General features: G+C 72.4%; 8 protein-coding genes and 1 pseudogene. 4 read left to right on the forward strand and 5 right to left on the reverse strand.

Features of this window, described 5'->3' with window-relative positions; translation table 11 throughout:
* Window positions 1–383, reverse strand: a pseudogene (locus tag ABZY91_RS23790) (electron transfer flavoprotein subunit beta); the annotation flags it as partial.
* A 439-nt stretch (window positions 384–822) separates the two neighbouring features.
* On the opposite strand from ABZY91_RS23790, the gene ABZY91_RS23795 reads away from it, so the two are divergent.
* Both ABZY91_RS23795 and ABZY91_RS23800 read left to right on the forward strand, forming a co-directional pair.
* Window positions 823–2271, forward strand: a complete 1449-nt coding sequence (locus ABZY91_RS23795) for a hypothetical protein (RefSeq protein ID WP_355405122.1) — start codon at window positions 823–825, stop codon at window positions 2269–2271.
* A 2-nt stretch (window positions 2272–2273) separates the two neighbouring features.
* Window positions 2274–2906 (forward strand): hypothetical protein, encoded by a 633-nt coding sequence (locus tag ABZY91_RS23800; protein ID WP_355405124.1) that lies wholly within the window; start codon window positions 2274–2276, stop codon window positions 2904–2906.
* Window positions 2907–2935: 29 nt separating this feature from the next.
* On the opposite strand, the gene ABZY91_RS23805 is transcribed toward ABZY91_RS23800, so the two are convergent.
* Window positions 2936–5101, reverse strand: coding sequence for a tetratricopeptide repeat protein (locus ABZY91_RS23805; protein ID WP_355405126.1), 2166 nt, complete (start codon window positions 5099–5101; stop codon window positions 2936–2938).
* A gap of 294 nt (window positions 5102–5395) precedes the next feature.
* Between ABZY91_RS23805 and ABZY91_RS23810 the strand changes: the two genes are divergently transcribed.
* The gene (locus ABZY91_RS23810) at window positions 5396–8629 is read left to right on the forward strand and encodes a BTAD domain-containing putative transcriptional regulator (RefSeq protein WP_329947799.1); all 3234 of its coding nucleotides are present in this window, start codon (window positions 5396–5398) and stop codon (window positions 8627–8629) included.
* Window positions 8630–8777: 148 nt separating this feature from the next.
* Entirely contained in the window at window positions 8778–8969 is a 192-nt protein-coding gene (locus tag ABZY91_RS23815) for a hypothetical protein (RefSeq protein WP_329947800.1), read from the forward strand.
* Between the two features lie 51 nt (window positions 8970–9020).
* Here the strand turns inward: ABZY91_RS23815 and ABZY91_RS23820 are convergent, their stop codons facing one another.
* The 3 genes from ABZY91_RS23820 to ABZY91_RS23830 form a co-directional block, all read right to left on the reverse strand.
* Window positions 9021–9818, reverse strand: coding sequence for a family 1 encapsulin nanocompartment shell protein (locus ABZY91_RS23820; RefSeq protein ID WP_329947801.1), 798 nt, complete (start codon window positions 9816–9818; stop codon window positions 9021–9023).
* The gene (locus ABZY91_RS23825; RefSeq protein WP_355405128.1) at window positions 9815–10927 is read right to left on the reverse strand and encodes a Dyp-type peroxidase; all 1113 of its coding nucleotides are present in this window, start codon (window positions 10925–10927) and stop codon (window positions 9815–9817) included. Before ABZY91_RS23825 ends, ABZY91_RS23820 begins: the two co-directional genes overlap by 4 nt.
* 224 nt (window positions 10928–11151) lie before the next feature.
* Window positions 11152–12510 carry an MFS transporter gene (locus ABZY91_RS23830; RefSeq protein WP_355405130.1) on the reverse strand — a complete coding sequence of 453 codons (1359 nt, stop codon included), beginning with the start codon at window positions 12508–12510 and terminating at the stop codon, window positions 11152–11154.
* Between the last annotated feature and the right edge of the window lie 11 nt (window positions 12511–12521).

Genomic DNA, 12521 nt, shown 5'->3' on the forward strand with positions numbered 1-12521 from the left:
CCCATCGACCCGTCCGTCGACGCCATACCACCGATCACCAGGTCGAACCCGGTCTTCTCCAACGCCTTCGCCAGCACCGCCGACGTCCCGATCACGTCCGAACCGTGGATGCCGTCGTCGTTCACGTGCACGGCCTTGTCCGCACCCATCGACAACGCCTTGCGCAGCGCGTCCTTCGCATCGTCCGGACCCACCGTCAACACCGTCACCTCGGCATCACCGCTCGCCTCCGCGATCCGCAACGCCTGCTCCACGCCGTACTCGTCCAGCTCCGACAGAAGGCCGTCCACGCCCTCCCGGTCGGTGGTGTGATCGCCCGAGAAACGACGGTCACCCGTCGCGTCCGGCACGTGCTTCACACAGACAACGATCCTCAAGCTCATGAGCGGTTCTCCTGGTACGGGTGCACTTGGTACGGGTGCACTGGTCCACGGCCTCAGGTCATGCCGAGGGTACTGAGTGCCAAGTCCGGCGCACCGCGCCCTGCGTGCGGCGCGCGCCACCTGGACCGGCATGCCCTGTCGGCTCTCTTCGACTGGCGTCAGAGGCTCTCCCGAGAGAATACGGCACTCAGTACCCCTCGTAAAGGAACTCAGTACCCTTCGGCCCTCCGGCGGGTCCGGCAGAGGGGCCGCGAACGGCGCCGGCGAGCCGGCGAGCCGCGGTAACGGGCCGGGCGGTGGACCGGGGAAGGGCTGCGCGCAAGGTTTGTGCAAGCACCTGCCAGGACCCGTCATGGAATCCGCCAGACCGCCCGGGCAGACCCTCGTCGGGGCCGCCGAGACCCGGGGCCCCGGACCGGGATCAAGGAGGGGGACCGACATGACCTTGGTGCACGGGGAAGTCCGCCACGGGGAACGGCGGAACGGACAGCAGGGCGGGGAGCGGCCGGGCAACCGGCGGTCGTGGGCCACGCTGACCGACTGCAAGGAGGTGCTGGTGGTCGTGCACTCCATGGTGTACGGCCAGCGGCTGCACGACATCTACCCGCTGCTCGGCGCGGACCTGCGGGTCCACGTCCAGTTCACGGTGGCGCCGCACGCCTTCAACGGGGGTGCGGCGGCACACGTCCGGCGGCTCGGTGGCACGGTGCTGCCGTGGGCGGAGGCCGTCCGGCGGGAGTTCGACCTGGTGCTGGCGGCCGGCTCGCAGGGACTGGAGCAGTTGCGCGGCCCGCTCGTCCGGCTGCCGCACGGGGCCGGGCACATCAAGCTGTCACCCGGGCAGGCAGGGGTGGCAGGGGTGGCAGGCGCGACCGGCCCGGCGGAGGCGACGGGCGGGGGCTCGGCCGGCGAGCGCGCGGTAGGAGGAGACCCGACGGGCGGGGGCCCGGTGGGGGCGGAACCGGTGGGCGCCGAGTCCGGGCGGTCCGCTCGAACGGTCGCCGGGCTCGGGCCCGAGTACGTCACCTGGAACGGGCAGCTGGTGCCCACCGCGTACGCGCTCGCCCACCAGGACGACCTCACCGAACTCGGCCGCGGCTGCCCGGAGGCGCTGCCGATCGCCGAGGTGGTCGGCGACGGCTGCTACGACCGGATCGCCGCCGCGCTCCCCGCCCGCGAACGGTACCGGGCGGCGCTCGGGCTGCGGCCCGACGAGCGGCTGGTGGTGGTCTGCTCCACCTGGGGCAGCGGCTCGCTGTTCACCAGGCTGGACGCGGTCCTGCCTCGGCTGGCCGCCGAACTGCCCCGGCACGGCTACCGGACCGCGCTGCTGGTCCACCCCAACGTCGCCGCCCAGCACAGCCCCTGGGCCGTGCGCTCCTGGGCGACGGCGACCTCGCGCGGGGCGGTCACCGTGCTCTCGCCCGAGGAGGACTGGCGGCCGCTGCTCGTCTCGGCCGACTTCATCATCGGCGACCACGGCTCCGTCACCCTGTACGGCACGATGACCCGGGCGCCGATCCTGCTCGCCGAGTACCCGCACCGGGACGTCAATCCGCGGTCGCCCGGCGCGCTGCTCGCCCGCACGGCGCCGTCACTCACCCCGGCCCACCCGCTGACCGCCCAGCTCGCGTACGCGGCGGAGCAGTACCGGCCCGAGGAGTACGCCGCCATCGCCGCGCGGATCAGCTCCGAGCCGGGCCGGTTCGACCGGCGGATGCGGCGGCTGCTCTACCGCGTCCTCGGCCTGGGCGAACCCGCCCACGCGCCGGAACCACCGGCGCTGCCCCTTCCCCCGCCCCTGTCGCTCGTGTCGTCCTCGGGGGGCGCGGGGTTCGCCGGGCCCGGCGGATCTGCCGGACACGGCGGACACGGCGGGTGGGGGTGACCGTGGCCGCACTGCACACGGTGCGGCTCGCCCCGGCCGACGGCCTCGCGCCGTCGGCCGGGGCGCCCGCCTCGCTCTTCGAGGCCCGCGTCCACTCCCCCGCCGGTTTCTGCCACGGTCTGCTCACCAGCTGCCTGCGGAACGATCCGGACGGCGACCCGCTCGCCCGCACCTTCGTCGACGAGCACCTGGCGCTCGACCTCACCGACCCCGACGCCGGCCGGTGGCGCCACCATGCCGACGTCCTCCACCTCCGCGCGCCCGATCCCCGACAGGCACTCGCCCGGCTCGCCGCCGTCCTGCGGGCGCACCCCGGTTGCGCGGTCGCCTCGGCCGAGTGCGGCGGGGGCTCGTTCCTCGTCCTCGCCCGGACGGGAGGGCGGCTGGCCCTCCGGCTCCGGCCCGGCACCGGCGGTCCGCCGTCCTCCTGGCCGCGGTCGGCCGTCGGTTCGCTCGCCCACGCCTGGTTGGCCGCCGGGCGGGCACTGGCCGAGATCACCACGTTGGCCGCCTCGGCGTCCTCCCCGCACGGGTCGCTCGGCGGCAGGTTCGGCCGCGGACGGCGACCCGGTACACCCTCCCCGCCGACCGCTCCGCCGACCGGGCGCCCACCCGGACGGCCCGACGGCCGGTGAGCCGAACCGACCCGCGCCCGGCGGCACCACTACTCCGGGCCCGCCTCCCCGTCGTCCGACGGGGAGGCGGCGGCCCCCAGGGCGTCGAGGCCGGCGGCCAGGCGGGCGGCGTCGGGGGCGGCCAGCGCCCGATAGTGGGCCAGCGACTCCCGGTACCGGGCCGCCGCCTCGGTGAGGCGCCCGCGGTCACGGGCCAGGTCGCCGGTGAGTTCGAGGACACGGGCCTCCCAGTGCCGGGCCTGACCGGTACGGAACTCGGCCAGCGCCTCCGCGTAGCAACGCTCCGCCTCCCCGTCCGCACCGAGCGCCGCGTGCGCCTGACCGAGGAAGGCGAGCGCCCGGGCGGCCTCGTACGCGGCGGGCACGGCGGCCAGCTCACGGTGGGCGCCGGTGATCACCGGGACGGCCTCGGCGGCCCGCCCGGCGGCGAGCAGGACGTCACCCAGCGCCAGACGGGCGAGGGCGGTGCCACGGGCGTAGCCCCGGGCCTCACGCAGGGTGACCGCCCCGCGGAGGCACTCGGCCGCCTCGGTGAGCCGGCCCGCCGTCCGGTGGGTCTGGCTCAGGCCGTAGAGCGCGTCGGCCTCGACGAGCGGGTCGCCCACCGTCCGAGCCAGCGCGAACGCCTCCTCGAACCAGGCGGCCGCCTCCTCCCCCTCCCCGGCGTTGCGCAGGCCGGTGCCGCCGGAGGTGAGCATCCGCAGCTCCCCGGCCCGGTCGCCGGCCGCGCGGGCGGCGGCCCGGCCGATCCGGTGCGCCTCGATCCAGAGCCGGGCCGGACGCCGCCGGAGGAACAACGGCCACATGGCGTCGACGAGTTGCCAGGCGACGGCGGTCCGGTCGGTGGCGGCGGCCCAGCGCAGTGCGTCCGCGAGCCGGTCGGCCTCGGCGTCCAGCCAGCCGAGAGCCTCCGCCTCCTCGGTGAACTCTCGTGCGCGGGGCACCGGTTGCCGCGTGTAGTCACGGCCCAGGGTGCGGTGGCTCGGGCTGAGCAGCGCCTCGGCGGCGGTCGCGGAGGCCAGGTACCAGTCGAGGACACGGTCGACGGCGGCCCGGCCCTCCGGTGCGTCACGGACCTCGACGGCGAGCGCCCGGGCGTGCAACTTCACCAGATCGTGAAAACGGAATCCGCCCTCCATTTCCTCCAGGAGGTGGACGTCGATCAGGCCGTCGAGCAGCCGGTCCGCCACGCCGGGTGCCAAGTCGCCCACGGCGCAGGCGACATCGAGCGTGAAGACGGGGAAGGGCAACAGACCGAGAAGCCGGTAGAAGCGCGCCGCGTCCGCGTCCAGCACATCGAAGGACGCGTCCAGCACGTGGTGCACGGCCTCTCCCTCCACGTCGAATGCGGCGAGCCGGTCGGATTCGTGGCCGAGCGCCTCGGCGGTGGCCGCGAGCGACTGGACCGGGCGGGCCGCGATCCGGGCGGCGGCCAGACAGACCGCGAGCGGCAGGCCCGCGCAGCGCTCCACCACCTCGGCGGCGGCGGCGCGTTCGCGGGCCACCCGGTCCTCGCCGACCCGCTGGGTGAGCAGTTGCGCCGCCGCGTCGTCCGAGAGCAGGTCGACCTTGCGGAACACGGCCCCGTCTATGCCGAGGCCGGTGAGGCGGCGCCGGCTGGTGACCACGACGACGGCGTGCTCCGAACCGGGCAGCAGCGGGCGGACCTGCGCCGCCGTGGAGGCGTTGTCGAGCAGCACGGCGATCCGGCGTTCGGCGGCCAGCGAGCGCCACAGCGCGGCTCCCTCCGCCAGGCTGCCGGGCACCGGCGTGATCCCGAAGGCCCGCAGGAAGGCACCCAGCGCCTCGGCCGGGTCGGCCGGCCCGCCCGGGGCGTGACCGCGCAGGTCGGCGTAGAGCTGGCCGTCGGGGAACCTGCCGGACAGGCCGCGCAGCCACTGGGTGGCGAGCACCGTCTTGCCCACCCCGGCCGGACCGGTCACCACCACCGTGACGTCGGCGGCGTCGGTCGCGTCGCCCAACGACCGGTCCAGCGCCGCGAGATCGTCCTCACGTCCGACCAAGCGTCGCGGCACCGGGGGGAGTTGGCGTGGCACGGGAAGCGCCGGGGCCGGGGCCGGCCCGCCGTGGATGTGCACGCTCCGGATCGACCCGGCCTGGACCACCGAACCGCCCACCCGGGTGCCGGAGACCGAGTAACTCCCGCCCTTCGACTGCTGATCCGCCTCACTCACCGGCCGCTCCCGCCGGCCGGCCGTGCACCCGGCTGCGCATCCGGCTCCGTGAACGTCACAGGCTCCACTGGTCCCCCTACCCGCAGAACGACGTATCCGAGTGGCAGGACCCCGACGGTGATCAGAGGTGATCAAATACCGTGCAGCCGATACCACATGACGCATGGTCATATGGAGAATATGCCAATAACCTCGATCCCTGAAGAAGGCAGACGGTATAGCAGCGGCGCCCGAAAGCGTGGGATGCTCACCTCCGACACGGCAAGCTGGTAGCCAACCGGCGGGGGGCGTCGAATGGAGTTCCATCTTCTGGGCTCGGTTGAACTTTCGGTGAACGGCGAGTTGTTGGCGATTCGCTCGGACAAGCGTCGCCGCCTGCTCGCCGCCCTGGCCCTGGAGGTGGGGCGACCGCTCTCGCACGAGTGGCTGGCCAACAGGATCTGGGACGAGGAACCGCCGCCCAGCGCGCTGGCCAGCATCTACAGTCACGTCTCCCGCATTCGGAGCGAGTTGCGAAAGGCCGCCGACGCGGAAGGCCTCAGCGCGCCCCGGGACGTCCCCACCATCGACACCCGATCGCACACGTATGCGCTTCGCACCGACCCCCAATTGATCGACTGGCATCGCTATGTCGACCTTTCGCGGCGAGCCCGCCAACTCGCGGACAACGGGGACGACGTCCAGGCGCGGACCGTCCTGAGCCGGGCCGAGGAACTGTGGCGCGGCGAACCGCTCGCCGGGCTCCCCGGCGGCTGGGCCCAGTCCACCCGCGCCACCATGGCCGACCAGCGCCTCGCCACCACCCTCCTGCGGGTCGAGATCGACCTCCGGCTCGGCCGCCACAGCGAACTCATCCCCGAACTCACCGCGCTCCGCGAGGAGCGCCCCACCGACGAACGCGTCGCCGCCCACCTGCTGGTCGCCCTCCACGGCGCCGGCCGCCAGGCCGAGGCGCTCGCCGTCTACCCCGCCGTCGTCCGCCGCCTCCGCGCCGACCTCGGCACCGCCCCCGGCGCCGCCCTCACCCGCCTCCACGAGCGGATGCTGCGGGGCGCCCCGGTCGCCGAGTTGTTCACCCGTCGCGATCCTCGGGGAGCCCAGACCCCCGCCCGACAGGCAACGCCAGTACGCCACCCCGAGCAGGACAGTCGGTCCAATCTCCCGGCGCCCCCGCATCTCGTCGGAAGGGTAGCGGAGTTACACCGGCTGCGGTCAGGTCCGACATCGGCCCTGGCCGGAGGCGGCGTGATCACGGTGGAGTCGATATCAGGGATGGCAGGAGTCGGCAAGACCGCGCTCGCCCTGACCGTGGCACATCTACTGCGGGACGAGTTCCCCGAGGGCCAGTACTACATACCGCTGCGCGCCCAGGGCGGCCCCCAGCCGCTCACCTCGACCACCGCAGCTGCCAATCTCCTGCGACTCCTGGGCGTCGGCGTCGCGGACATGCCCTCGGACAGCGCGGACCTCAGCGCGCTGTGCCGCAAACTTCTGGCCGAACGAAGGGCGATCGTCGTCCTCGACGACGCCGTCGGTCCCGAGCAGGTCCGGGACATCCTGCCGTCCGCCCCCACCTCCCTAGTGATTGTCACAAGCCGCCGGCGTCTTACCGAGCTGTCTCGTGCGAGGTCACTCTTCCTCGATGTCCTCCCGCTCAAGGACGCGATGGACTTGTTCGCCCAACTCATCGGCCCCGAAAGAGCCTGCGCATCGAGCCAGCTCGCCGAAGTGGTGCGCCGATGCGGGCTGCTTCCGCTCGCGATCGAGCTGGCTGCGAGCAGGCTCCGGGCCCGACCTTCGTGGTCCCTCGACCATCTGATCCAACGGCTCTCGAGAAAGAGCAACCGGCTTCTCGAGATCCGTGACGGCTACGCCACGGTGGCCTCCGCCTTCGAGGTCTCCTATCAGGAGCTCTCGGCCGAGCAGCGCCGCGCCTTTCGACACCTCGGTCTCCATCCCGGACCCGACTTCGGCCTCCCCGCCGCGACGGCCCTCATCGATCGCCCCCTCGACCAGACGGACCAGATCCTCGAAAGCCTTCTACGTCTGCACCTCCTCCAGGAACGCTCGCCCGAGCGCTACCAGTTCCACGATCTGCTCCAGGAGTACGCCGTCGCACTCGCACACCAGGAGGACAGCGCAGACGAGCGCGACGGCGCGCTGCGGCGGCTTGCGGGTCTCACCCTTCACGCGGGTGACATGGCGGACCGGGCCGTCTATCCGAACCGACCTCGCCAGAATTTGCCGACTCCGGGTCAGTTTGCTTTTCCGTACGACACTCTGGCCGAACTCGGACTACGCGAACCGGCCTCCGCGCGCACCTGGCTGGAGGCCGAACGAGCGGGCCTGCTTGCCCTCGCTGCGTCGCTGCGGGAGAACGGCCTGCGAGAGGCCGCCGGATGGCTGGCGCACGTGCTGGGCGCCGACCTCGACTCCCAGGGATACTGGGCCGACGCATATCAAGCACATCTCGCGAGCGTCCTGCACTGGCGCGCGACCGGGAACACTCAGCGCGAGGCATGGGCACTGCTCGACCTGGGATCGACACTCATCCGCCTTTCCCGCTACCCGGAGGCGGGCCGGACGCTCACCCACGCGTTGACACTCGCCCGGGCCTCGGCGGACCCGGAGGCGGAGGCCGAGGTCCTGGGCAAACAAGCCGAGGTCCACTGGGCTCAGAGCGACCTCGCATCCGCGCTCGCCGTCCAGCTGAGCGGGATGGAAGTGCGCCGAACCCTCGACGACCACTGGAACACGGCCCGCTTCCTCTGCAATATCGGCGTCATTCACATTTCCATGGGGAATCACCGGGCGGCACTCGAATCGCTGACCGAGGCGCTACCGCACGCCCAGTCATTTTCGGACTCGAGTCTCGAATTCAAGATCCTCAACAATATCGGCGAGATCAGACTCGGAATGCGCGAGCGCAGACCAGCCAGAAAGGCATTCGAACGGATTATCAGAATCAACGACGGGCATGTTTCCCAGCTCGACCTGGCCACCATCAAGACGAATCTCGCCGCCACTCTTGAGATCCCGGATGAGTTCCCTGCCGCTCAGGACCTCTACCACTCCGCACTCACGACGTTCCGCGAACTCGGCAGTGTCCGGCACGAGTCGGACGCTCACAACGGCCTCGGCGATCTTCTTGAGTCGACGGGAAGCCACAGCGAGGCTTCCGCCCACCACGCGAGAGCCCTGGACCTGGCCCGCTCAGTGGGCGCAGCGCGCGAGGAGGCAGCCGCGCTGCGAGGACTGGGCCGGGTCGATCTGTCACAGGGGAATATCGAACGTGCAATCGACACGCTGACCCGGGCGACGGATCTCGCCCGCCAGCTCCACGCCGCGCAGGAAGAGGCCCGCGCCTGGGAACTACTCGTCGACGCCCATGCCCGCCTCGGGGACACCCCCGCCGCCCGAACGGCCGCCAGACGCGCACTTACCCTCCTGCATGCTCTTGAAGTGTCGAGTCCGACCGATCTCGATCACCTCATGCAAGCAATTTCCACAGAAACACCACAACTGTGAGCAATATCGATCTCATGATCCGCTCACATGGATCAGTGATTCCATCCAGCCCCAGCCGTACTACGATTCCGCATATGGCAGCGCCGCACCGCCAATCGGACGGCGCCATGTTGAAACTTTGACATGCGTAGATCGGGATCAAAAGTACATGACCATGAACATGAAAAACTCGGTCATTCGCGCGGCCCTCGTTGCCGCCCTGGGGCTGGCAGGCACCTTGGGAGCTCACCAGCTCACGACCGAAAGCGCCGCCCGACCGATACCGGGCGGTTCCTTGTCGTCGAACACCGGGTCCGTCATCGCCATGCCGATCTGGGCGGCTCGGACCGTCAACGACTGAACCCCTGCGCGGGGTGCCTGCTCTGACGAGTGAGGCACCCCGCCCGACTTCTCAGCCGCCCAGGGCTACGGCGGCCTCTGCGGTGAGGAGGCGGAAGGTCAGGGACTCCTGGAGGTAGAGGTCCACGGTGTCAGGGGTGTGGGAGAGGTACCCGACGGAGACGTCCTGGCCGAGGACCAGTTCGAAGTCTCCGCCACGGGCGGAGAGCAGGAAGGCGCCCTCGACGGCCGGGGCCCAGATGATCTCGCCGTCGAGCAGGCGGGCGATGTGTGCGGCCACCGGGTAGCCGTGGTCCGAGGTCTCGCTCACGGCGGTGTAGGCCCCGGCGCCGAGGAGCAGGGCGTACGGGCCGCCGACGCCGGCGAGGCGGAGGACGGTGAGGGCCTGGCTGACGGCGGTGGGATAGTCCCGGACGTCGGCCGGGAGCGGCACCGCCGGGTTGGACGCGCCGGCGCGGATGCCCTCGATCCCCGCGGCCCGGTAGCCCTCGAAGACGGTGCGGTCCTCGGCCAGGGCGAGCGCCCGGGCGGCGTCCTTGACGGGCTGCCAGTCGGAGTCGCGGGAGCCGCGCTCGACGTCGTCGACGGCCTCGCGCGAGACGGTGAACGGGACGCGCAGTTCGACGACCGGCCGGGCCTCCCTGGCGTGGGCCACGACACCGTCCGCGGGCGGGTCGATGGAGGTCAGGTGTCCGGTTCCGACGGCGGCGAGCGCGAGGCCCTCGGGGCCGCTCAGGTCGACCACCCGGCGGCCTGCGACGTGCAGCTTGAAGGTCTGCCGGGCCTCCTCCTCGATCTCCTCCCAGGCGGCGGCCGAGACGGGGGCGAGGTCGCGGTGCAGGTTGTTCATCGTGACGGGGTCTCTTTCAGGCTGCCGATGGCGAGCGAGCCATCGAAGGAGGCGAGGGACGGGGCGCGGGGCGGCGCTGCGGGGACGGGCGGGGCGTCGGCGGTGTCCGCGGCCGGTGCGGGCGGCGGGTCGTCGAGGAAGTCCGCGGTCGGCACGTGGAAGAGGGTCCCGGTGACGGCGGTGGAGACGTCCAGCAGCCGGTCGTACGCGCCCGGCGGGCGGCCGACGAACATGTTCCGCAGCATCTCCTCCGTCACCTCCGGGTCGCGCGCGTAGCCGATGAAGTAGGTGCCGAACTCGCCACCGTCCTCGAACGATCCGAAGGCCATGTTGAACCGCATGATCTGCCGTTCCTCGCCGTCCGGGCCGGTGATCGTGGTCAGGGAGACATGCGAGTCGGCGGGTTGGGAGTCGTCGTCGAGTTCGATGTCGGTGAGCTTGGTACGGCCGACCGCCCGCTCCTGTGCCTCGACCGGCAACCTGTTCCAGGCGTCCAGGTCGTGCAGGTACTTCTGCACGATGACGTAGCTGCCGCCCGCGAACTCCGGGTCCTCGGGGCCGACCCGGACGGCGGCGTCCGCGGCCCGGCCCTCGGGGTTCTCGGTGCCGTCGACGAAGCCGAGCAGGTCACGGTCGTCGAAGTAGCGGAAGCCGTGGACGGCGTCCACGACGGTGGCCGCCCCGGCGAGCCGCCGGGTGAGCTGGCCGGCCAGTTCGAAGCAGAGGTCCATGCGGGCGGCCCGCAGGTGGAACAGCAGGTCGCCCGGGGTGGCCGGGGCGCGGTGACGGGCTCCGGCCACCTCCCGGAAGGGGTGCAGCGCCGCCGGACGGGGGCCGGCGAAGAGGCGGTCCCAGGCGTCGGAACCGATGCCGGTGACGCAGGTCAGGCCCGCGTCGGGGGCGCGGAAGCCGACGGAGCGGCGCAGTCCGGCGAGGTCGGGGAGCAGCGCGCGGACGGTCTGCTCGCCACCGGGGTCGACGGTGAGCACCAGGAAGATCGCGGCGCTGGTGAGCGGGGTGAGGACGGGTTGCGCGTCGGGCGGGTCGGCGGGCGGCGCCGGGTCGGCGGCCGGGAGTCGGGCGGCGGACGGGGGCGGCACGGAGGGCATGGCGGACTCCGGTCTCCGGGGTCTGATCGTCCGTACGATTACACCCCAGAGCGGACATTACGGCGCGGTCGCCGCCCCGAACGCGGGAAGGCCCGTACCGGACGGAGGATCCGTCCGGTACGGGCCGGCAGGTGACACGGTCCCCGGGACAGGTCCTGGGGCAGGTCCTGGGGCGGGGTCGGCGCGGGGGCCGGGCGCGACGGTGCGGCGCAGTGGCGCGGGGGTCAGCCGCGGGTGCGGCGGCGCAGGCCGGTCGCGGTGACCAGGGCGCCGAGCACGACCGCCGCCACCGGCACCACCAGCGCGGCACGGAAGCCGTCCAGCCCGGCCTGCGCGGTGCCGTCCGTGCCGGTCGCCGCCAGGTTGACGGTGGTCACCACCGAGAGGCCGAGTGCCGCGCCGAACTGGAAGGAGGTGTTGAGCAGCCCGCCGGCCAGCCCCTGCTCCTCCTCGGCCACGCCGTCGGTGGCGGCGATGGTCAGCGGCCCGTAGGCGAGCGCGAACGCCAGTCCGGTGAGGATCATGGTCGGGAACATCATCGGGTACGTCCAGTCCAGCCCGACCGGCAGGAACAGTGCGTACGAGACGGCCGCCAGGCAGAAGCCGCCGAGGATCACCCGGGCGTTGCCGAACCGCTCGACCAGCCGGGGCGTGAGCGTCGGGGCCAGTACCGCGTCCACGCCGACGGCGAGCAGCGCGAGCCCGGTCTGGAGGGAGCTCCAGCCGCGCAGGTCCTGGAGGTACAGGGTGACGACGAACTGGAAGCCGAAGAACGAGCCGGCGAAGAGCAGCGCGCCCAGGTTGGCCCGCAGGAGCGGCCCGGAGCGCAGCAGGCCGAGACGGACCAGCGGTGCGGCGGAGCGCCGTTCGATCGCCGCGAAGGCGGCCAGCAGGGCCAGTCCGCCGGCCAGCGAGGCCACCGTCCAGAGTGCCTCGGCGCCGGGCTCGCCGAGCCTGACCACCGCGTAGACCAGCAGCAGCATCGCGCCGGTGGCGGTCGCGGCGCCGGCCAGGTCGAAGCGTTCACCGGAGCGACGGGTGGGCGCCTCGTCGCGCGGGATCAGCGGCAGTGCGGCGATCAGCAGGGCGCCGGCCAGCAGGACGGGAGCGAAGAAGACCCAGCGCCAGCTGACGGCGGTGAGCAGCCCGCCGGCCACCAGGCCGAGCGAGAAGCCGGCCGCCGCCGTGCCCGCGTAGACGAGCAGGGCGCGGTTGCGGCGGGGCCCCTCGGCGAAGGCGGTGGTGATGACGGCCAGTCCTGCGGGGGTCATGAAGGCCGCGGAGAGGCCGGTGACGAAGCGGGCCAGGATGAGCATCCAGCCCTCGGTGGCGAGACCGCCGAGGCCGGAGAAGAGGACGAAGACGGTGAGCCAGAGCAGGAACATCCGGCGCCGGCCCAGCAGGTCGGCGGTCCGGCCGCCGAGCAGCATGAACCCGCCGTAACCGAGCACGTAGGCGCTCAGCACCCAGCTGAGTGAACCGGTGCTCATCCCCAGGTCGGCGCGGATCGACGGGAGCGCCACGTTGAGCATCGCGACGTCGATGCCCTCCAGGAAGATCGCGCCGCAGAGCACGAGGAGCACGGCTGCCTCCC

The sequence above is a fragment of the Kitasatospora sp. NPDC002965 genome, assembly GCF_040611255.1.
Lineage (GTDB): Bacteria > Actinomycetota > Actinomycetes > Streptomycetales > Streptomycetaceae > Kitasatospora.

Bases quoted from the DNA above. Each gene is read 5' to 3' on its own strand.
- ABZY91_RS23795 (WP_355405122.1), top strand. From the start codon at position 823: ATGACCTTGGTGCACGGGGAAGTCCGCCACGGGGAACGGCGGAACGGA.
- ABZY91_RS23815 (WP_329947800.1), top strand. From the start codon at position 8,778: ATGACCATGAACATGAAAAACTCGGTCATTCGCGCGGCCCTCGTTGCC.
- ABZY91_RS23810 (WP_329947799.1), top strand. From the start codon at position 5,396: ATGGAGTTCCATCTTCTGGGCTCGGTTGAACTTTCGGTGAACGGCGAG.
- ABZY91_RS23825 (WP_355405128.1), bottom strand. From the start codon at position 10,927: ATGCCCTCCGTGCCGCCCCCGTCCGCCGCCCGACTCCCGGCCGCCGAC.
- ABZY91_RS23820 (WP_329947801.1), bottom strand. From the start codon at position 9,818: ATGAACAACCTGCACCGCGACCTCGCCCCCGTCTCGGCCGCCGCCTGG.